The sequence below is a fragment of the Corynebacterium pygosceleis genome (genome assembly GCF_016595275.2).
GTDB classification, from domain to species: domain Bacteria; phylum Actinomycetota; class Actinomycetes; order Mycobacteriales; family Mycobacteriaceae; genus Corynebacterium; species Corynebacterium pygosceleis.
Genome location: NZ_JAENIQ020000003.1, coordinates 154,979 through 174,898 on the forward strand (window position 1 = coordinate 154,979; position 19,920 = coordinate 174,898).

Consider the following 19,920-nt stretch of genomic DNA (forward strand, 5'->3'; position numbering starts at 1 on the left):
AGACCGGCCCCGGGGTGGCGGTGCGGACCGGTTCCGGGGTTGTCTAGGATGAGGGGACGCAGCCGCCGGTGGGGACGTCCTCCGGCGCACCGGACCCCAGGAAGAAGGACGACGACACCGTGAGCCAGCAGCGCCTACTCGCCATCCACGCACACCCGGATGATGAGGCCAGCAAAGGGGCGGCGACACTCGCCCGCTACTCCGCCGAAGGCGTCGACACCATGGTGGTCACCTGCACCGGCGGCGAACGTGGCTCGATCCTCAATCCGGCCATGAACCGGCCCGGCGTGCTGGAGAACATGGACCAGATCCGGCGCGGGGAGATGGCCGCCGCGGCGCGTGCCCTCGGCTGCCGGCACGCCTGGCTCGGGTACGTCGATTCCGGGCTCCCCGAGGGGGATCCGCCGCCACCGCTGCCGGAGGGATGTTTCGCCCTCGAGGACAACGACCACGTCGTGCGGAAACTCGTCCGGATCATCCGGGAGTTCCGCCCGCAGGTCATCATCACCTACGACGAGAACGGCGGATACCCGCACCCGGACCATCTGAAGGTCCACGAGGTGTCGATGATCGCCTGGGACGTCGCCGGGGACCCGGGCTACCATCCGGAGCTCGGGGAACCGTACACGCCCCTGAAGCTCTACTACACCCACGGCTTCATCCGGCAGCGGATGCAGCTGTTCCACGATGAGCTCGTCGCCGCAGGTCGCCCCAGTCCGTTCGGGCCGATGCTGGAACGGTGGAGCAGTGACCGTGCGGACATCATGGCGAGGGTCACGACGCAGGTGCCGTGCGCCGACCACTTCGACAGTCGCGATGATGCTCTCCGGGCGCACGCGACGCAGATCGATCCCGCGGGGATGTTCTTCGCCACGCCGGTCGACGTGCAGCGTAAACTGTGGCCGACGGAAGAATTTGAACTCGCGCGGACCAGGGTGCAGACGACCCTCCCGGAAACGGATCTGTTCGCGGGTATCGGAACAGAGGAGAACTAGATGGACATCCAGGGCATCGCGGGTGTCATTCTCGCGCAGGCGGAACGGTCCGGACCGCTGGGGCCGGAGTTCGGCAAGGCGTCACCCGTGGGGTTGTTCGTGCTCGTGCTCCTCGGGGCCATCGTGCTCTACATCGGGTGGGCCCTGAGTCGACGCGTCCGCGGCATGGCCCGGAGAAGGGAGTTCGCCGAGGCGCACGGTATCGACCCCTTCGACCAGGAGGCCGTGGACAGGGCGATGGCCGACGCCGGGTTGACCTCACCGAAACGCCGCTGGTTCTGACGGTCCGCTCCGGCGGAACCGCCGGGTTGACCGGGGGAGTCGCCCCGCGCTCCACCCTGTGCCCCTCCCGTGGCCGGAAGGCTACTAGAATCGGGTGCGTGAAACTTATTCCGCAACTGCTTTATCCGCTCTACGAGAACCGGCTGCGCCGTGAGATCCGCGGACGTCGGCGACCGAAGCACGTTGCGGTGATGTGCGACGGCAACCGGAGATGGGCCCGCGAGGCGGGTTTCGCCGACGTCAGTCACGGGCACCGTGTCGGTGCGAAGAAGATCGGTGAGATGGTCCGCTGGTGTGATGAGACCGGCGTCGAACTCGTCACCGTCTACCTGCTGTCCACCGAGAACCTCGGGCGGGCGGAAGATGAGCTGCAGCTGCTGTTCGACATCATCGGCGACGTCGTCGATGAACTCGCGGATCCCGAGACCAACTGCCGGGTCCGGCTCGTCGGCCACCTCGACCTGCTCCCGGACCACTTCGCGGAACGGTTGCGTGCCGCCACCCGGAAGACCGGGGAACACACCGGTGTCACCGTGAACGTGGCCGTCGGCTACGGCGGGCGGCAGGAGATCGTCGACGCGGTCCGGGATCTCGTCGCGGAGAAGGCCGGCGAAGGCCTCACCCCGGAACAGATGGTGGGGGAGATCAGCGTCGACTCGATCTCCAGGCATCTCTACACCTCCGGGCAACCGGATCCCGACCTGGTCATCCGGACATCCGGGGAACAACGCCTCTCCGGATTTCTGCTGTGGCAGGCCGCCTACTCCGAGATCTGGTTCACGGACACCTACTGGCCGGCGTTCCGGAGGATCGATTTCCTCCGGGCACTGCGCTCCTACGCGTTCCGGAGCAGGCGCTTCGGAAAATAACCCTTTCCCAGGGAGGACCCACCGATGAACACGCCCGCGTTGACCGTCATCTTCGACTCCGTCTACGGATCGACCGAACACTACGCCCGGACCTTCGCCGAACGCCTGGGGGTCGCCCCGATCGCCCTGTCGGACGTCCCCTCCTCCGTCGGACAGCTCCCGGGAACCGGGCCCGTGGTGGTGTTCTCCCCGAACTACGCGGGCCAGATCAGCGGCGCGAAATGGCTCCGGGACGCGGACGACGGTGATCGTCCCGTCGCACTGGTGGTGATCGGCATGAGCGTCAGTTCCTGGGCCCGGGAGAAGGACGGGGCGGCCAGGGCGTTGGGCGGAAACGCCGACCACGTGACCCGGTTCTACCTCCCCGGACGGCTCAACCACTCACAACTCAGCCGCATACACAGGGGGACACTGTGGTCGCTCAACCAGATGCTGCGCCGCAAGTCCAACCGCAACGAGAACGAGGAGGAGATCGTCCGCCAGTACGGGCGCGACATCGACCGCGTCGATGACACGGAGCTCGATCCCGTGGAGCGGTGGGTCCGGGGAAACCTCACCTGAACCGGACGTACGGTGCGTGCCGGTGAGCTAGATCTTCCGCATCCGGACCCGCTGAACCAGGTGGTCCCGGCCCTTCAGGAGCACCAGCGACGCCCGCACACGGGTCGGGAGGATGTTCTCCACCAGGTTCGGCAGATTCACGGACTGCCAGATCTCCCGGGCGATCCGGCGTGACTCCTCGTCATCCAGGTCCGCGAAGTGCGCGAAATGCGAACCTGGCTTGCTGAACGACGTCGCCCGCAACGCCATGAACCGCCGGATGAACCACTCCTCGATGTCGTCCGTGTGCGCGTCCACGTAGACGGAGAAATCGAACAGGTCACTGACCATCAGTGTCGGCCCCGTCTGCAGGACGTTCAGGCCCTCCAGGATGAGGATGTCCGGCTGCCGGACCTCGATCACCTCACCTGGCACCCGGTCATACAGCTCGTGCGAGTACACCGGCGCCTGACAGACCGGGCTACCCGACTTCACGTCCGTGACGAAGCGCATCAGGGCGCGCTGGTCGTAGCTCTCCGGGAAGCCCTTCCGTGTGGTCAACCCCCGGCGCTCCAGTTCGGCGGTGGGGTAGAGGAAACCGTCCGTGGTCACCAGATCGACCCGCGGATGGGACTCCCACCGCTGCAACAGAACCTGGAGCAGACGCGCCGTCGTCGACTTACCGACCGCGACGGACCCCGCGACGCCGATGATGAAGGGAACGTGCTCGACGGGCTTGTCCACGAACGTCGAGGTCGTACCGATCAGCTTCTTACGGGCCTTCACCCGCAGATGGATGAGGCGGGACAACGGGAGATAGACGTCCGCGACCTCATCGAGGTCGATGTTCTCGCCGATACCGCGCAGCCGGACAACTTCATCGGCCGTCAGAACCTGCGGCATCGACTTACGCAGATGCCGCCATTCGGTCCGGTCGAAGTCCAGGTACGGGCTGATCTCCCGTGGGCGTGCCATGCGTCCATTGTGCACAATCCCCGGCGCCACCCCGACACGGGGGCCGGGTGCGCCCGGGAACAGACCTCTCTGTCCACATTCCCGGCCGTGCGGGATAGACTGGCGGAGCATTTGAATATCCCGGGGCGTGGTCTTGTCCCGGGAGGTGCTGACACGAAGGGAAACCGGGCACACATGACCGAATCCACCTCCACCCCGAACGCCGACTCACGATGGCTTCCACTGACTGAACTCGACCCCGCCGTCGACCAGGTTCTCCGGGACGAACTCGCACGTCAGCGGGACACCCTCGAGATGATCGCGTCCGAGAACTTCGTCCCGCGCGGAGTGCTGCAGGCGCAGGGCTCCGTCCTGACGAACAAGTACGCGGAAGGCTACCCCGGCCGCCGCTACTACGGCGGCTGCGAACACGTCGACGTCGTCGAGGATCTCGCCCGTGACCGGGCCAAGGAGGTCTTCGGCGCCGAGTTCGCGAACGTCCAGCCGCACTCCGGTGCGCAGGCGAACGCCGCCGTTCTCATGGCACTGGCCAACCCCGGCGACAAGATCATGGGGCTCTCGCTGGCCCACGGTGGCCACCTCACCCACGGCATGAAGCTCAACTTCTCCGGCAAGCTCTACGAGGTCGCCGCCTACGGTGTCGAGGAGGACACGTTCCGCATCGACATGGACCGCGTCCGTGAGCAGGCCATCAAGGAGAAGCCGCAGGTCCTCATCGCCGGCTGGTCCGCATACCCGCGCCACCAGGACTTCGCCGCGTTCCGGTCCATCGCCGACGAGGTCGGCGCGAAGCTGTGGGTCGACATGGCCCACTTCGCCGGTCTCGTCGCCGGTGGCGTGCACCCCTCCCCGGTCCCGCACGCCGACGTCGTGTCCACCACCGTCCACAAGACCCTCGGCGGACCCCGTTCCGGCATGATCCTGGCGAAGCAGGAGTGGGCGAAGAAGCTCAACTCCTCCGTGTTCCCCGGCCAGCAGGGTGGCCCGCTCATGCACGTCGTCGCCGCGAAGGCCGTCGCCATGAAGATCGCCGGCTCCGAGGAGTTCGCCGCCCGCCAGCAGCGCACCCTCGACGGCGCCCGCATCCTCGCTGAGCGCCTCACCGGCTCCGACTGCACCGCCGCCGGTGTCGACGTCCTCACCGGCGGCACCGACGTCCACCTCGTGCTCGCGGATCTCCGCAACAGCGAGCTCAACGGCCAGGAGGCCGAGGACCTGCTGCACCGGGTCGGCATCACCGTCAACCGCAACGCCGTGCCCTTCGACCCGCGCCCGCCGATGGTCACCTCCGGCCTGCGCATCGGCACCCCGGCGCTGGCCACCCGTGGCTTCGACGACGCCGCGTTCACCGAGGTCGCCGACATCATCGGCACCGCCCTGGCGAACGGGAAGAACGCCGATGTCGACGCGCTGCGTGCCCGCACCGCGAAGCTCGCCGAGTCCTACCCGCTGTACGAGGGCCTCGAAGAGTGGAAGATGCTCTGATCCCTGCCGTACCAGGGCCGGATGACCGGTCCGCTCTGTGACACGGAAAACCGCCCGCCCCACCGTTTGCACCCGGTGGGGCGGGCGGTTTCTCTTCTGTTTCCCGTCCCGGCAGTATCAGACCGCTGCGGTGAAGTGATCCGCCAGCAGCTGGTTCACCGCGGCCGCCTGTTCCACGTTGACGAGGTGCGCGGCCGGTGAGATGGATTCGAGGCGGGCACCGGGTATCCCGTCGGCGAGGACGCGCACCATGTCCGGCGGGGTGGAGGGGTCGTCGGCGGCGGAGACGACCAGCGTCGGGGCGCTGATCTCGCCCAGCCGGGAACGGGAGTCGAACTCGGCGAGTGCCTCGCAGCACGCGGCGTAGCCCTCGTCCGGACAGGCGGACACCATGGCTTCGTAGTCGGCGAAGGCCCCCGCCTCACCGAACGTCGGGGTGAACCAGTTGTGCGCGACGGTGTGCGCCAGTGCCTCCGTTCCCTCCGAACGGACGGTGGCGGCCTTGTCCCGCCACGTCTTCTCCTCGCCGAACTTCGCCGCGGTGGACAACAGCGTCAGGCTGGTGACCCGTTCCGGGGCGTCGAGGGCGATCTGCTGGGCGATTGCGCCGCCGAGTGACAGGCCGACGATGTGCGCGCGCCGGACCCGCAGGTCGTCGAGGGTGTTGAGGACGTCCGCCGCGAGTTCCGGCATGGAGTAGGGGCCGTCCGGGACGGGGGAGGCGCCGTGCCCACGCAGATCGACGGCCACCAGCGGCCACTTCTCCGACAGCGGGCCGGTCTGCTCCTCCCACATCGAGCGGTCGGAGCCGAGCGAACCGATGAGGACGACGGGAATGGCGTCGGCGGTTTCCCCGGTGAGTTTCACGTCGAGTCGGACGGCGGGGCTCCCGCCGGTGTGGTTGTTCTCGGACATGGAGCGGATCATCCTTCCGTCACCGACCGGGCGACCGGTGGTGTGGTCTCGGTGTGTCTGGTCGTACTCGGATCACCGCCGAGTGTAGTGGTGTGTCACCGCGTGGGGGTGGGTCAACTCCGTCCGAAGAGCCGGGAGAGGAATCCGGTCGCGGGTTCATCGGCGTGCCCCGGGCAGCGCTCGGCCTTCGGGACGCCGCGCATGACCTGTTCGACGTGTTGGCCGCATCCGGCCCAGGTGGTTTTTCCGCATCTGCGGCAGGTGACTGCTCGGCACATAGTTTCCTCCGTGTGGGGTTGGGTTGTTGCGGGTGGTGGTTGCCGGGTGGTGCGGCTCAGGCGAGCATGAGGAACAGCTTCTCCAGTTCCTCGGGGGTCAGATCGCCGTCCTCCCGGGAGTCCTCGTCCCGGATGCAGTTCTTCATCGCTCCGGCGATGACGGCGTATCCGGCGCGGTCGAGGGCTGCGCTGAGTGCCGCGAGCTGGATGACGACGTCCCGGCAGGGCGCACCTGATTCGGCGGCCTCGATGACGGCGTTCAGCTGGCCCCGGGCCCGCCGCAGCCGGTTGAGGATGCGTTTCTTGTCCTCCGGGTTGAAATCGGGCACGGTGTCCGTCCTTTCGCGGGAAGTGGAGCGAAGCCCCAATATACCCCGGGGGGTATATTGGGGCAAGGGGAATGGAGGTGGAGGACTCCCGTGTGCCGCGCCGGGACGGACACGGTGCGGAGACACCGACGACCCCCGTGGTCCGTGAACCGGAACCACGGGGGTCGTCGCACCACTCGTGGAGTGGTGTCAGTGCCTCAGGAACCCCTGTACCGCAGGATGCTGGGCGAGCCAGGCTATGAGCGCACCGAGCCCCACCGCCGTGAGCACTCCGGTCAGGATCGACCAGAGTGACGTTCCCCGGGAGGAACCCACCGGTCCGTGGTCACCCGGGTCGGGGGTTTCCGGGGGTGTCCCACCGTCACCGGGGTCCGGGGCCCCCAGGGTGAGTCCGACCTTGATCGGGTCGTGGTCCGAGGCGCGGAACGGGTCGGGGGCGAAGAAATCGACCGCGTTGGTGTTCCGTCTCGAGTACTCGAAGGCGGTGGACTCGTCGGAGTTGATGTCCCACACATCGGCTCCCGTGGTCACCTCCACACCCCGCCGGTTGGCCAGGACGTGGTCGAGGGAACCGAGACGACCCCCGTACTGGTAACTCGTCCCCGCGTCGAAGTGCCGGCCGATGTTGGTGAACCCGGCGTCCTCGATGACCCGCACCGCGTCCTCACGGGAGTAGGAGTTGAGGTCGCCGATGATGAACTGCGGGAGATCCGTCCAGTCCTCCTGGCCGGCGAGCCAGGACAACAGGGCGAGGGACTGGGCGGTACGGAGCCTGGCGTTGTTGCCCTGCCCGTCACCGGTGTCCGCGTCACCGCGCGCGACAGATCCCTTGGACTTGAAGTGGTTGACCACCGCCACGACGTGCGTGCCACCGTCCACCGGCGCGAACTCCTGGGCGAGCGGCTCCCGGGCGATGCCCGTGAAGGCGTCGTCCGTGAGGATCCGGGACTCACCGACCGGGCGGACGCGCGCCGGATCGTAGATGAACGCGGTACGGATCACGTCACCCGCGTCGGTCCCGCCCGGAACCTCGGCGGGGGAGGGGACAGCGGCCCAGTTTCCACCGGCCGCGTTGAGGGCGTCGACCAGGTGATTGAGCGTGGCGTCACGGTCGTGCCCGAAACGGGAACTGTCCTCGATCTCCTCCAGCCCGAGAATGTCGGTGTCCAGGGTGTTGATCGCGGAGACGATCTTCGCCCGCTGATCGGCCAGCGCCTCCGGTGTGTACGCGCCACGGACCGTGCACCGGTCACCGGTCACCGGGGTACCGGAGCGGTCCGTCACAGGGGTGCACCCCGGTTCGTCCCGGCCGAGATCGGTGAAGAAGTTGAGGACGTTGAAACTGGCGAGACTCGTGTCTCCGCCCACCTCGTCCGGGCCGCCGCGTTCGGCGTCCCGGCCGGAGGTCCACGAGACCGGCAGTTCAGCAGCCGGGGTCGTGCCGTCCACCGGAGTCGTCGGCTGGAGGGTCCATGAACCGAACGAGTAGCCCAGGACCATCGGGCGGGTGACGGTCACGTGATCGCCGGTGCGCAGGGAACGGATCTCCCCGTCGGTCTTCAGGTACGGCAGCGGAACGTCGCGGGCCTCACTGTTGCGGAGGAAATCACGGGAACTGCCGTCGTCGATGGTGAGCAGACGGCGACCGTTGTCCCGTTCGTACGCGACAGCGGCCGCGCCGGGTTCGACGACGTCGGTCGCCTGGTACAGCGGGGTGTCGCCCGCGACCACCCCGAAACTGCCGTACCTGTTGAGGTTGTAGTTCTCCGTCACCGTGTGGACGCCCGTCGGCTGGAAGAGCATGCCCTCGTGGGCCTCCCGTAGTGCCGGATCCTCGGGGATCGTGTCGGTGATCGGTGTGACCGGCTCCGCGCAGTCGGGTGTCGTCGCCGCCTCAACCGGAGTGAACCGCCCCGCGATCTGGGTCTGCCCGTGGAACTCCGACACTTTTCCGGTGACACTCACGCAGGATCCGATGAGGTCCGGGGAGGGCTCGGAACCCCGCCCGGTGTAGATGAAGACACCCGTGGACGGCGCATCCGTGCCGTGGAGCCGGCCGGTACCGCCGGTCTGCAGTGCGAAGCCGCCGAGTCCGCCGTCCGGCCAGGTGGCGGTGACGATTCCCGTCGTGCGTACCTCCTCATCGACGAGCGGGGAGACGTCACCGGTTCCCTGGACCTCCGCGATCGACACCTCGAGGGGGCCCACCGGGGCGGGTGACGGGGTGGGGTCGGGTTCCGGGATCGCACCGCCGACGGCCGGACCACCGGAGTATCTCGGTGACGGTGCGGCGGTGGTGAAATCGGAGGCGTTGTCGTCGGTGTCCGCCCCGTTGTCCCCGCGGATCGCGGCGAGGGTGTTGTCCAGGGGCTGCACCGGAGTGCCCTCGGCCACCGCTGCTCCGCCGTAACCGACGATGTCGACGGCGGAAGCGTCGGCCGCATCGGCGTTGAAGGGTGTCGCGTCTGCGGCCAGAACCACCGTACCGGCGCGGCCACTCAGTGTGAGCTCGGGGGCGTCGATGTCCGCCGTGAACTCGACGGAGCCGCCGTTGCCCCGTGCACCGCGGACGAGCAGATGGGAACGTGGGGCCACCGTGCCCGCCAGTTCCCGGATCTGTCCCGGGTTCGCCGAGGTGTTCTTCGCCGAGAGGTACTGGAGGGTCCACCCGTCGACGCTGACGGGGGAATCTGTCGGGTTGTACAGTTCGATGAAGTCGGAGGTGAGCTCCGCGCCCTTGTTCCCGCCGCCGCCGTAGACCTGGCTGATGACGATGTTGTCACCGCCGGGGGCGGCTGTGGCGGGGGCCGTGCCGGAGATGATGACCGAACCTGCGGTGGCCAGCGCGAGAACGGTGAGAGAGTGTCGTCGTGTCATGCCTTCGTCCTTCTCCACCGGGGCCTACCGTGCGTGCAGCCAGGTCAGCAGCAGGGCGATCAGTGCCGCGAGTCCACCACCGATGATGTACCCGAAGTTTCCGAGCGGGCCGGACAGTTCATCGATGTCGGAGCTGAGGGCGGCGCCGCTTCCGGTTGCGGGGGGCTGCGGCGTCGCCCCGTCGGTGACCGTGAGCGGGAGTTCCGCGACGGTACCGGTGTCGGTCTCGATGTGGAGGGTCAGTTCCCCTGCACCACCCGGAACGGTGAGAGTGGCGGAAGCGCGGCCGGTCTCGTCACCGGCCGGGACGATGGTGTTGTCGACCGGGACGGTCACCTTCTCGTCGCCGAGGGTGACGGTGACGTTCTCCGGGACCGGTTCCCCGCCGGTGTAGGAGAGTGAGGACAGGTTGACCGTGATCCCGGACCCGGCAGCCACGGAGCCGTCGGCGGCGGTTCCGTCGACGTGGACCCCGACGGAGGTCTGCTGCTCACGCGGTGCGACCTCCGGATTGGCGGCGAGGTAGCTGATGAACAGATCGACGTCCATCAGGCCGGTGTCGGTGAAGGTGTTCGACCCGGTCTGGGTGCCGAAGGCGGTGAAGCTGTCGCCCTCGTTGAGCAGGAACCGGTTGCCGGCGACGCGGTAGGTGGCCGCGGGATCGATCGGGGCGCCGTCGACCAGGACCCGGGTGATCCGGGAGCCCTGTTCACCGGTCGGGTCGTAGATGTAGGTGACGTTGGATGAGAGTCCGAGGGCGAGTCTGGGACGGGACTGGCCCGGCTTCCACTGCTGCTCGAGCAGCTCGATGAACTGTGCCCCGGTCATGTCGACCGTGCCGATCGGGTTGCCGAAGGGCTGGACCTGGTACGCGTCGGCGAAGGTCACCTCGCCGGCGGCGAGGTCCGCCCGGACACCGCCGGCGTTCATCACGCCGATGTCTGCGTTCAACGCGGTCTTCGTGTTGATGGATTCGAGCGCCACGTCGGCGAGAAGGCTGTTCAGTGAGGACTCCACACCCCGGTTACCACCGGTGTCACCCTCCGCGGAATCCCGACCGCGCAGGAAGGCTCCCGGGACCGTCGCGACGACCCGCTGGCCTTCCTCGGCGGCCGCTTCCTCGGCTGCGGTGACGATCGCCTGCACCTCGGTGTCGGGGGTTTCGCCGCACTCCGCCCAGATGTCGTCGGCGGTGTGGTTCGCGGCGGTGACGGAGCGGATCTCCCGGGTGGCGGGATCGATCACGATGTCGATGTCGGAGAGCAGACGACCGTATTCGCCGGGCTGGACGACGACGAGGGGCTGACGGCCGTCGCGTGCGGGCCCGGTCTCGAGGGTCTCCCGGTGGGTGTGACCACCGACGACGGCGTCGAACACGTCGCTGAATCCGGAGTTCACGTGGACCCCCTCGTGGACGAGACCGATGATGACGTCGGCGTCACCTGCGGCGGCGATGCGCTCGGCCTCGGCGTTCATCGCGGCGACGGGTTCACTGAACCGCAGGCCGACGACACCGTCCGGGTTGACGATGGAGGGGGTCTCGGCCGTGACTCCGCCGACGTAGGCGATCCGGATCCCGGATTCGGTGGTGACGGTGTGGCTCGGGGCCGGGGCCGGGTCGGCCCCGCTGATGTTGGCCGCGATGTAGGGGAAGTGGGCCTGTCCCGTGCCGTCGAAGGAGACCCGGGCACTGACATCCCCGAAACCGTTGTCGAACTCGTGGTTTCCGAGTGCGGAGACGTCCAGTCCCATGGCGTTGAACACGTCCAGGGTGGGCTTGTCCCGGAGAATGGAGGAGACGAAGGGGGAACCGCTGATGAGATCACCGGCGGCGACGAAGTTCGTGTCCGGGTTGCGGTCCCGTTCGGCGTCGATGAAGCAGGCCAGTGCGGCGGCGCCGGGATCAACCACGGAGCCGTCCCGGCCGTGTACGGCGGAGATGTGTCCGTGGAAGTCGCTGGTGGCCAGGATGTTGAGGGTGACCGGTGTCGCCTCCTCCGCACCTGCGACCGGTGCGGCCAGACCGCTGAGGGTCAGCGTGCCGACGGTGAGTGCGGAGAGGAGGGCGTGGCGGTGGATGTTCATTGCGGGCGGCTCCGGAGGGCTGGAAGTGCGGATTACTGTCCCCAGCAGTTAATCAACGAAAAACGCCCTGAACGGAGAAATGTCGGAGGTGACGTCCCGCTCCCCTGGGAATTTCACCGCCGCTTGCCGTGAATTCATCGAATCGTCACCCGTTCCACACCCTCATCAGCCCCCGGAACGGGGTGAAACGGGGTTATCCGGCGTCGGGGGCGTCCGGGTTGTCCGCCCCGGTGATCTCCGCTGCGGCCGCCTCGCGGGCCGCGGCAGCCTCACGCTCCTCTGCGAGAGAGGTCCGGGCCCTGCTCAGCCACTCCGGTTGATCGGCGAGGAGTGCCTTGATTTCCGCGGTCGTCAGCGGCCGGTCCATGTCGTTGCGTTTGAGTGCCGCAACGGTGATCCCCAGTTTCCGGGCGACCTCGGGTCGGGGGTGCGGGCCCGAGGCACGGAGATCGGTCAACCACTGCGGCGGATTGTGCTGAAGTTCGGTGAACTCGGCATGGGTGAGTGCGTTGTTCTGGAACTCCTCCGGTGCGGCGGGGAGGTAGATCCCGAGTTTCTTCGCTGCGGTGAGCGGCTTCATGGCGGTGCTCGACGGCTGGCGTGCTTCAGACTCTGTCATCCGTTCACGGTAACATTCCCGGCATGATTCCCCGTAGTGTCGGCTCCGTCCTGTCCATCGCCTTCGTCACCGGAACGGCGCCGGGGAAGTGGTTCGAACGCTTCGCGGAACGGACCGGTCACCGCGAGCCCGTGACCCGGGAAAGCGGTGATCCCGTGTCCCTGCTCATCAACGGGGAAGCGGACCTGGCGCTGGTCCGGCTCCCGGACGCCCGGATCGACGAGACGTTCCACCTCGTGCGTCTGTATGAGGAACAGCCCGGTATCGCGGTCCCCAAGGACAGTGAACTCACCCTCGTCGACACACTGGGTGATGAGGACATCGCCGACCAGAAGGTGTTCTACGGTCCGGGGACGGGTGGGGTGGTCGACGTGGCTGAGGTGGAACAGGCGGTGGACATCGTCGCAACCGGCGTCGGCGTGGTGATCGCACCCCGGCCGTTGCTGCGACGTCTGGGCTCGCGGCGGACCGAGAACCGGGGGTACCGGAACGGGACCCCGACGAAGATCGCGCTGGTGTGGCGGGTCGCCGACGACTGCGACATGATCCAGGACTTCGTCGGTATCGCGAGGGGACGAACGGGTGCCAGCTCGAGAACGGTGCAACCGAAGCGGAGCGCGTCCGAGAAGGCGGCCGCGAAGAAGGCCCGGCGGGCGGCCGCCGGCGGCGAGGTACGGAGGAGGTCGGCGGGCCAGAAACGGGCGGGACGTGGTGGTGCCGGATCGGCACGCCGTCGGGGCAGGAAGTGAACGGCGTTCCGGCTCGATGTTCGTGAAAGGTGTGATCACAAGCGTGTGACGGGAAGGTGACGGGTCCGCATCAGGATGTATCAGGATTGGCGCCGAAACCTGTGCGGTGTCATAGTATGTAATTGGCACTGACCATCTACATACTTAGGATCTGATTCTAAATGACCAAGAAAACCCGTACCCGTATCCTCGCCGGTGTTGCAGCACTGGGCATCTCTTTCAGCGCAGTGGCCTGCTCGCAGGAAGCCAAGGATGACCTGGACGCAGCCGCCGACAAGGTCTCGGATGCTGCGGCTGACGCCGGAGACGCGGTCAAGGAAGGTGCGGAAGACGCCAAGGACGCCGTGAAGGACGGTGCCGAGGACGCCAAGGACGCCGCCAAGGATGGCGCCGACAAGGCCAAGGACGCCGCCAAGGACGGTGCCGACAAGGCCAAGGACGCCGCCAAGGACGGCGCCGACAAGGCTGAGGAGGCCGCCGAGGATGCCAAGGAAGGTGCCAAGGACGCGGTGGATGGTGCAGGCAACAAGACCGACGTCACCGACGCCGCAGGTAACAATGTCGCTGTTCCGACCCCGATCGTCGAGATGTACGAGTCCATGGGCGGCACCGCCGGCCACCTCGGTCAGCTGACCGACCTGCAGGAGAAGGACGGCCGCTACCTCGCCGCCTTCAACGAGGGCTACTACATCGCCTACTCCGAGGCGACCGGTGCGCAGCGTCTGAACGGCAAGATCGCCGAGACCTGGATGTCCGAGGGTGGACTCGGTTCCGAGCTGGGTATGCCCACCGCATACGAGGTTGAACGCCAGGACGGCAACGGCTGGACCCAGAACTTCGAGCACGGGGACATCATCTGGTCCCAGACCGACGGAACCTGGGGCCCGACGATCGAGAAGAACTAGTCGGTCACCCCGGTCCGCCCCGGTCAACCTGATGGGGAAATGAAAGGCCGATGAAAGAATCCCCGGAACCTCCGGGGATTTTTTCGTGCACCGGTCCGGTGGAGTCCGGGAACGGCGGGGAAATGACCCTGGTCACGACGCATGAGTTTTTCTCAGGTTGCCGTGGCCGGTCCCGCACAATATTCTTCGGGACATGTCTGAACGCGACTTCATCATCCGACCGCTGACCGAGGACGACTACGGCCAGGTCCGGTACATCTACGAACGTGGCCTGGACACCGGCCACGCCAGCTATGAACGTCACGCGTTGACCTGGGAGGAGTTCAACAGCCGGAAGATCATGGACTGCGCTTTCGTGGCGGTCGAACGTTCCGACAACGAGACCGTTCTCGGATGGGTGTCCGCGGCGCCGATCTCACAGCGCGAGGTCTTCCACGGTGTGGTCGAGGATTCCATCTACATCGACCCGAAGGCGCAGGGCCGTGGTGTCGCCGGTGCACTGCTGGACACCCTGATCGAGAAGTGCATCGAACTGGAGAAATGGGCCATCCACTCGTGGATCTTCCCGGAGAACACCGGATCGACGAAACTCCACCAGTCCCGGGGCTTCGAGAAGGCGGGCACGCTCAGCCACCTCGCGAAGATGCCCTACGGTGAACTCGCGGGACAGTGGCGTGACACCGTCATCTGGGAGAAGCTCCTGCCGAAGCCCGAATCCGTCTGAGGCGGACCTGGGAAACGCGTTTTCCGTGTGCGGGAACGAAAAAGAGAGGCGCCCCACCCGTCAGGTGGAGCGCCTCTCTCATGTGTGTCAGTCGATGGTTTCCCTCAGTTTCTCCTCGCGGACGAAGAACAGGATCGCCGCGCACACGACGGCGAGTGGCGCGAGAAGCGCGAACACCGGGGTGAGCGCATCATTGTAGGCTGCGTCGATGGCCACGCGGACGGGTTCCGGCAGCGCCTGAACCAGCGACGGGGTGAGGTTCGCGCCATGGCCCGATATCTTCGCCCCGGTTTCCGCTGCGTCGTCCCCGAGCTCCGCCAGTGCCCCGGGAAGCCGGTCACCGAGGAGCCCGGACAGGTTACTGACGAAAATTCCCCCGACCAGGGCGGAACCGGTCGCTCCGCCGATCTGCCGGAAGAAGTTGTTCGCCGCTGTCGCGGTACCCACCACAGCGATCGGGAATGAATTCTGCACGACGAGCACGAGGATCTGCATCGCGCAACCGAGGCCGAAACCGAGGATGAACAGGTATCCGCCCACCTCCGGGAGCGGGGACTCGTGGGAGAGGCGGGACAACAGCCACAGGGCTGCCCCGGTGCACACCATTCCCGCGATCGGGTAGATCCTGTACCTGCCGGTACGGGTGACCAGGGCTCCGACCACGGTGGAGGTGCCCATCAGACCGAGCATCATCGGGACCATCATGAGCCCGGCCTCCGTGGGGCTCATCGAGTGCACCATCTGGAGATAGGTCGGCATGTACGCCAGTGCACCGAACATGAAGATTCCCGCGATGAGACCGGCGATCGTGGTCAACCGGAAATTGTGGTTACCGAACAGCCACATCGGGACCAGGGGATCCTGTGCCCGCTTCTCCACCGCCACGAACAGGACCGTGAACACCGTTGAGGAACAGATCAGGCCCAGGATCACCGGAGACGTCCACGGATGGTCCCGCCCTCCCCAGGTGACGGTGAGGATGAAGCTGGCCGTCGCCAACGTCATCGTCGCCATTCCCGCCCAGTCCAGACGTCCACCCTGGGCATGGTTCGGCAGGGTGAGGAACAGGGCGATGCCGATCAGGGTCAGCAGTCCCATCGGTATGTTCAGCCAGAGTCCCCAGCGCCAACCGGGGCCGTCGGTGAACCAGCCGCCGAGTACCGGGCCGAGGACCGACGCCAGGCCGAAGACGGACCCCATGATCCCCATGTATTTCCCCCGCCGGCGGGCGGAGACGACGTCGGCGGTGATGGCCTGGGAGAGGATCATCAGGCCGCCGCCGGCGACCCCCTGGACGGCACGGGCGATGATGAGAACATTCATCGATCCGGCGAAACCACCGAGTGCGGAGCCCGCCATGAAGAGGACCACCGCGAACATGAACAGATACTTCCGGCCGAACTGATCACCCAGTTTGCCGAAGATCGGCAGTGCGATCGTCTGGCCGAGGAGGAACGCGGTGATGACCCATGTCATGTGCTCGACGCCACCGAGTTCACCGACGATCGTCGGTAACGCGGCGGAGAAGATCATCTGGCCGAGGGAACTCATGAGCATCGCCAGGATCAGGGCCGTGAAGATCAACGGAAGACGTGGCTGGGCTGTCCGGGTGTCTGCCCCGGGACGGGTGGTGGTCAGGGTGGAGCTCACGGTTTCCGTTCCTCCTCCGTGAGTAGCAGGGTCATGTTCCCGAGAGCTGTGACGCAGTGGGAACGGAGGGCGTCGGCGGTCGGTTGCGGGCCTTCCATCCAGAGATGGAATCCGAGGCGGATCGCGGTGGTGGCCACGGCGACGACGGTGGCCGCCTCTTCCCTCGGGGTGGAGGAGGGGATCCGGCGGTCTGCCGGCCAGGTCGTCAGATAGGAGGTCACGGTGTCGATGAGGCTCTCGTGGATGTCCGGGTATCTGGCGGTCCGCTGCAGGGAGAGCTGCGGTTCCGCCCGGCAGATGCGTCTCCTGCGGAGCAGGAGTTCACCGGGATCGATTCCACCGGGTGGGATCTTCCTCCCGGTGCATGGGTGGAACAGGTTGCTCGTCCTGAACGCGAAACGCATGACCGCCAGGGGGAGATCGGGCCGGTGCTCGGACGTGAACTCCTCGATCTCCGCAGCGGTGAGGGGGCGGGGCTGCTCGCCGATGACCGCCGTCTCCTTGGAGTCGACGTAGTTGAAGAACGTGCGCCTGGAGATGCCTGCGGCGGTGCAGATGTCATCGACGGTCACCGCGTCGAAGCCGTGTTTCAGGACCAGGCGGGTGGCGTGATCGTCGATCGCCGCTCGGGTGGCCAGCCGCTTGGCCTCACGTAACGGGAGATTGTCGTTGGGCATGAACCTGACCCTACGCCCGAAAATGCACGGAGTGCAAAAATGCACACGGTGAAGATGTGCCGTGGACGGGCACCGTGAGACGGACCATCCGCGAGGTCGGTGTTCGGGTGGGGAACACGACAGCCCCCGCAGCACGGGCGTGCTGCGGGGGCTGATTCCCTCCCGGCGGAGGGGAGGTGACGGGGACCTACTTCGCGTCGCGGTCCGTGTTGCACATGTCGAGAACGTCGAGGCGCTTGTCGAGCTCCTCCTCGGTGAGCTTCTCACCGTCGACGAAACCGAGATCGATGACCGTCTGCCGGATGGTCTTGCCCTCCTTCAGGGCGGTCTTGGCGACCTTGGCGGCGTTCTCGTAGCCGATCGCCGAGTTCAGGGGTGTCACGATGGAGGGGGAGGACTCCGCCAGGGTCTTCATGCGCTCCTCGTTGGGCTCGATGCCGTCGACCAGTCGCTCGGCGAACACGCGCGAGGTGTTCGCCAGCAGGCGTGCGGATTCCAGCACGTTGCGGGCCATGACCGGGATGAACACGTTCAGCTCGAACGCTCCCTGTGAACCACCGAAGGCGACGGCAGCATCGTTGCCGATGACCTGTGCGGCAACCTGGGTCGCGGTCTCGCACAGGACCGGGTTGACCTTGCCGGGCATGATGGAGGATCCGGGCTGGAGGTCGGGCAGGTGGATCTCGCCCAGGCCGGTCAGCGGACCGGACCCCATCCAGCGGATGTCGTTGGCGATCTTGTTCAGGGACACGGCGATGGTGCGCATCGCGCCCGAGAACTCGACCAGCGCATCCCGGTTGGCCTGTGCCTCGAAGTGGTTGACGCACTCACGCAGTTCCCCGACACCGGTCAGATCCTTGAGCTCCGCGGTGACCCTGGCTCCGAAGTCGGCGGGCGTGTTCAGGCCGGTACCGACCGCCGTGCCGCCGATGGGCAGCTCGCCGAGACGCGGGAGGGTGGACTCGACACGTTCGATGCCGGCCTCGATCTGCCGGGCGTAGCCCGAGAACTCCTGGCCCAGGGTGACCGGGACGGCGTCCATCAGGTGCGTCCGACCGGACTTGACGACGTTCTCCCACTCACGGGCCTTCTTCTCGAGGGACTCCCGGAGCACCCTGAGTCCCGGGATCAGGTCCTTGACCGCGGCCTCGGTGGCCGCGACATGGGTGGCGGTGGGGAAGGTGTCGTTCGAGGACTGACCCATGTTGACGTGGTCGTTCGGGTGCACCTCAACGCCGTTGCGGCCCGCGATGGAGGCGATGACCTCGTTGGTGTTCATGTTGGACGAGGTGCCGGAACCGGTCTGGAAGACGTCGATGGGGAATTCGGCGTCGTGCTCACCCGCCGCGATCTCCTTCGCGGCGGCGATGATGGCGTCGGCCCTTTCCTCGTCGAGCAGGCCACGATCCAGGTTCACCCGGGCACAGGCCGCCTTCAGCAGGCCCATGGCCCGGATCTGCGCGGATTCCAGGCCCCGGCCGGAGATCGGGAAGTTCTCGACCGCACGCTGGGTCTGGGCACGCCACAGGGCCTTCGCCGGTACCTTGACCTCGCCCATGGTGTCATGTTCGATGCGGAATTCCTGCTCAGTCATGAATAACCAACCTCTTCATTGTTTGTGTGGATGTCACACCGCGTCCGTGGCGGACCGCCCGCAGGCGAAAGCCGCGCACCGCGTGGTGCAGCTGATCCAAGTATGGCCGAAAAAAGAGGGGTTCGTCAGTTTCCCGTCACCCCGATAGGGGACCTGTGAAACAGATCGCAGCGCAATGACACACCGGACGGTGTCTCAACCACACATTCGGGGGTGGTCCAGTGGTTCCGGCCGTCCGTGCCACCACGCTCCCCGGACGGCGACACCGGAAAAAGGGGACGGCACCCACCTCATGTCGAGGGGGTGCCGGTACCGGGTCGGAGTGAAGGTCTAGGAACCGTAGTCCACGACCGAGTACTCCTGGAGCTTCGCCAGCTGGTGCACCGACTCGATGTGGCGGACCGTGCCGGAGCGGGACCGCATGACCAGCGAACGCGTCGTCGCGGACGAGGCGCGGTACGTCACGCCGCGCAGCATGTCACCCTTGGTCACACCGGTCGCGACGAAATAGCAGTTGTCCGACCGCACGAGGTCGTCGGTGAACAGCACCCGGTCGAGATCGTGGCCGGCATCGAGGGCGCGCTGGCGCTCCTCGTCACTGGTGGGGTGCAGCTTGCCCTGGATCTCGCCGCCCATGCACTTCATGGCGCAGGCGGTGATGATCCCCTCGGGGGTGCCGCCGATACCCATCATCAGGTCGACGGAGTTCGTGTCCTGTGCGGCGGCGACCGCGCCGGCGACGTCACCGTCGCGGATCAGGCGGATCTTCGCCCCCGCCTCACGGATGTCGGCGATCAGGGAACGGTGCCGCGGACGGTCCAGGACGACGACGGTCACGTCGTGAACGGGAATGCCCTTGCCCTTCGCGACGGCCCGGATGTTGTGCTCCACCGGTGCGAGGATGTCGATCTTGCCCGCGGCCTCGGGACCGCAGGCGATCTTGTCCATGTAGAAGACGGCTGAGGGATCGTACATCGAGCCGCGTTCCGCCGCCGCGAGAACGGAGATGGCGTTGGGGCGGCCCTCCGCCATCAACGTCGTGCCGTCCACCGGATCCACGGCGATGTCGACGGCGGCCCCCTCGCCGGTGCCGACCTCCTCGCCGTTGAACAGCATCGGGGCCTCGTCCTTCTCGCCCTCACCGATCACGATGACACCGCGCATGTTCACGGAGTTGATGAGCTTCCGCATCGCATCGACCGCAGCGCCGTCCCCCTCGTTCTTCCTGCCGCGTCCGACCCAGCGGCCGGACGCGAGTGCGCCTGCCTCGGTGACGCGGACGAGTTCCATCGCGAGGTTGCGGTCCGGAAGCTCGGGTTTCTGGATGCTCATGATGTCAGTGCCTCCTGTAAGGCGCTCATGCGCGGCCCCG

At 66.8% G+C, this 19,920-nt stretch carries 19 protein-coding genes; 8 read left to right on the forward strand and 11 right to left on the reverse strand.

Annotation, left to right across the window (positions count from 1 at the left end; genetic code table 11):
• Positions 1-119 precede the first annotated feature (119 nt).
• The 4 genes from mca (at position 120) to JIM94_RS07245 (ending at position 2,707) form a co-directional block, all read left to right on the forward strand.
• Positions 120-995 (forward strand): mycothiol conjugate amidase Mca, encoded by an 876-nt coding sequence (gene mca / locus JIM94_RS07230; RefSeq protein ID WP_200251156.1) that lies wholly within the window; start codon positions 120-122, stop codon positions 993-995.
• Positions 996-1,277, forward strand: coding sequence for a hypothetical protein (locus JIM94_RS07235; protein ID WP_200251169.1), 282 nt, complete (start codon positions 996-998; stop codon positions 1,275-1,277).
• 98 nt (positions 1,278-1,375) lie between these two features.
• A complete protein-coding gene (locus JIM94_RS07240) occupies positions 1,376-2,146 on the forward strand; it encodes an isoprenyl transferase (RefSeq protein ID WP_200251172.1) in 771 nt (256 codons plus the stop codon).
• 24 nt (positions 2,147-2,170) lie between these two features.
• Positions 2,171-2,707: a flavodoxin domain-containing protein gene (locus JIM94_RS07245; RefSeq protein WP_200251175.1), complete on the forward strand. Its 537-nt coding sequence runs from the start codon at positions 2,171-2,173 to the stop codon at positions 2,705-2,707.
• 27 nt (positions 2,708-2,734) lie between these two features.
• On the opposite strand, the gene coaA is transcribed toward JIM94_RS07245, so the two are convergent.
• Positions 2,735-3,661: a type I pantothenate kinase gene (gene coaA / locus JIM94_RS07250; protein ID WP_200251177.1), complete on the reverse strand. Its 927-nt coding sequence runs from the start codon at positions 3,659-3,661 to the stop codon at positions 2,735-2,737.
• A gap of 174 nt (positions 3,662-3,835) precedes the next feature.
• Here coaA and glyA point away from each other — a divergent pair, with 174 nt between their 5' ends.
• Complete coding sequence (glyA, locus tag JIM94_RS07255; RefSeq protein WP_200251179.1) at positions 3,836-5,146, forward strand: serine hydroxymethyltransferase; 1,311 nt, start codon at positions 3,836-3,838, stop codon at positions 5,144-5,146.
• Positions 5,147-5,263: 117 nt separating this feature from the next.
• On the opposite strand, the gene pcaD is transcribed toward glyA, so the two are convergent.
• The 6 genes from pcaD to JIM94_RS07285 form a co-directional block, all read right to left on the reverse strand.
• Positions 5,264-6,061 (reverse strand): 3-oxoadipate enol-lactonase, encoded by a 798-nt coding sequence (pcaD, locus tag JIM94_RS07260; protein WP_200251181.1) that lies wholly within the window; start codon positions 6,059-6,061, stop codon positions 5,264-5,266.
• Positions 6,062-6,174: 113 nt separating this feature from the next.
• Positions 6,175-6,339 carry a hypothetical protein gene (locus tag JIM94_RS07265; RefSeq protein WP_200251183.1) on the reverse strand — a complete coding sequence of 55 codons (165 nt, stop codon included), beginning with the start codon at positions 6,337-6,339 and terminating at the stop codon, positions 6,175-6,177.
• A gap of 56 nt (positions 6,340-6,395) precedes the next feature.
• Positions 6,396-6,668 (reverse strand): metal-sensing transcriptional repressor, encoded by a 273-nt coding sequence (locus tag JIM94_RS07270; RefSeq protein ID WP_200251185.1) that lies wholly within the window; start codon positions 6,666-6,668, stop codon positions 6,396-6,398.
• Positions 6,669-6,857: 189 nt separating this feature from the next.
• Entirely contained in the window at positions 6,858-9,545 is a 2,688-nt protein-coding gene (locus JIM94_RS07275) for an ExeM/NucH family extracellular endonuclease (RefSeq protein WP_200251199.1), read from the reverse strand.
• 24 nt (positions 9,546-9,569) lie between these two features.
• Positions 9,570-11,630 carry a bifunctional metallophosphatase/5'-nucleotidase gene (locus JIM94_RS07280; protein ID WP_200251201.1) on the reverse strand — a complete coding sequence of 687 codons (2,061 nt, stop codon included), beginning with the start codon at positions 11,628-11,630 and terminating at the stop codon, positions 9,570-9,572.
• Positions 11,631-11,823: 193 nt separating this feature from the next.
• Positions 11,824-12,249 (reverse strand): DUF5997 family protein, encoded by a 426-nt coding sequence (locus JIM94_RS07285; protein ID WP_200251204.1) that lies wholly within the window; start codon positions 12,247-12,249, stop codon positions 11,824-11,826.
• Between the two features lie 23 nt (positions 12,250-12,272).
• Here JIM94_RS07285 and JIM94_RS07290 point away from each other — a divergent pair, with 23 nt between their 5' ends.
• The 3 genes from JIM94_RS07290 (at position 12,273) to JIM94_RS07300 (ending at position 14,627) form a co-directional block, all read left to right on the forward strand.
• Positions 12,273-12,998 (forward strand): LysR family transcriptional regulator substrate-binding protein, encoded by a 726-nt coding sequence (locus JIM94_RS07290; protein ID WP_200251206.1) that lies wholly within the window; start codon positions 12,273-12,275, stop codon positions 12,996-12,998.
• A 161-nt stretch (positions 12,999-13,159) separates the two neighbouring features.
• Complete coding sequence (locus JIM94_RS07295) at positions 13,160-13,903, forward strand: LGFP repeat-containing protein (protein ID WP_200251208.1); 744 nt, start codon at positions 13,160-13,162, stop codon at positions 13,901-13,903.
• 193 nt (positions 13,904-14,096) lie between these two features.
• Positions 14,097-14,627, forward strand: coding sequence for a GNAT family N-acetyltransferase (locus tag JIM94_RS07300; protein WP_200251211.1), 531 nt, complete (start codon positions 14,097-14,099; stop codon positions 14,625-14,627).
• An 87-nt stretch (positions 14,628-14,714) separates the two neighbouring features.
• Here JIM94_RS07300 and JIM94_RS07305 read toward each other — a convergent pair whose 3' ends face one another.
• From JIM94_RS07305 to glpX, 4 genes are all read right to left on the reverse strand, one after another.
• Positions 14,715-16,265 (reverse strand): MDR family MFS transporter, encoded by a 1,551-nt coding sequence (locus JIM94_RS07305; protein ID WP_272493941.1) that lies wholly within the window; start codon positions 16,263-16,265, stop codon positions 14,715-14,717.
• Between the two features lie 8 nt (positions 16,266-16,273).
• Positions 16,274-16,954 (reverse strand): TetR family transcriptional regulator, encoded by a 681-nt coding sequence (locus JIM94_RS07310; protein WP_200251215.1) that lies wholly within the window; start codon positions 16,952-16,954, stop codon positions 16,274-16,276.
• A gap of 187 nt (positions 16,955-17,141) precedes the next feature.
• Entirely contained in the window at positions 17,142-18,548 is a 1,407-nt protein-coding gene (locus tag JIM94_RS07315) for a class II fumarate hydratase (protein WP_200251217.1), read from the reverse strand.
• 330 nt (positions 18,549-18,878) lie between these two features.
• Positions 18,879-19,880, reverse strand: coding sequence for a class II fructose-bisphosphatase (gene glpX, locus JIM94_RS07320; protein WP_200251230.1), 1,002 nt, complete (start codon positions 19,878-19,880; stop codon positions 18,879-18,881).
• Positions 19,881-19,920 lie beyond the last annotated feature (40 nt).

Bases quoted from the DNA above. Each gene is read 5' to 3' on its own strand.
- JIM94_RS07235 (WP_200251169.1), top strand. From the start codon at position 996: ATGGACATCCAGGGCATCGCGGGTGTCATTCTCGCGCAGGCGGAACGG.
- JIM94_RS07245 (WP_200251175.1), top strand. From the start codon at position 2,171: ATGAACACGCCCGCGTTGACCGTCATCTTCGACTCCGTCTACGGATCG.
- JIM94_RS07280 (WP_200251201.1), bottom strand. From the start codon at position 11,630: ATGAACATCCACCGCCACGCCCTCCTCTCCGCACTCACCGTCGGCACG.
- glyA (WP_200251179.1), top strand. From the start codon at position 3,836: ATGACCGAATCCACCTCCACCCCGAACGCCGACTCACGATGGCTTCCA.
- JIM94_RS07285 (WP_200251204.1), bottom strand. From the start codon at position 12,249: ATGACAGAGTCTGAAGCACGCCAGCCGTCGAGCACCGCCATGAAGCCG.
- coaA (WP_200251177.1), bottom strand. From the start codon at position 3,661: ATGGCACGCCCACGGGAGATCAGCCCGTACCTGGACTTCGACCGGACC.
- JIM94_RS07300 (WP_200251211.1), top strand. From the start codon at position 14,097: ATGTCTGAACGCGACTTCATCATCCGACCGCTGACCGAGGACGACTAC.
- JIM94_RS07310 (WP_200251215.1), bottom strand. From the start codon at position 16,954: ATGCCCAACGACAATCTCCCGTTACGTGAGGCCAAGCGGCTGGCCACC.
- JIM94_RS07290 (WP_200251206.1), top strand. From the start codon at position 12,273: ATGATTCCCCGTAGTGTCGGCTCCGTCCTGTCCATCGCCTTCGTCACC.
- JIM94_RS07295 (WP_200251208.1), top strand. From the start codon at position 13,160: ATGACCAAGAAAACCCGTACCCGTATCCTCGCCGGTGTTGCAGCACTG.
- JIM94_RS07265 (WP_200251183.1), bottom strand. From the start codon at position 6,339: ATGTGCCGAGCAGTCACCTGCCGCAGATGCGGAAAAACCACCTGGGCC.
- glpX (WP_200251230.1), bottom strand. From the start codon at position 19,880: ATGAGCATCCAGAAACCCGAGCTTCCGGACCGCAACCTCGCGATGGAA.
- pcaD (WP_200251181.1), bottom strand. From the start codon at position 6,061: ATGTCCGAGAACAACCACACCGGCGGGAGCCCCGCCGTCCGACTCGAC.
- JIM94_RS07315 (WP_200251217.1), bottom strand. From the start codon at position 18,548: ATGACTGAGCAGGAATTCCGCATCGAACATGACACCATGGGCGAGGTC.
- JIM94_RS07275 (WP_200251199.1), bottom strand. From the start codon at position 9,545: ATGACACGACGACACTCTCTCACCGTTCTCGCGCTGGCCACCGCAGGT.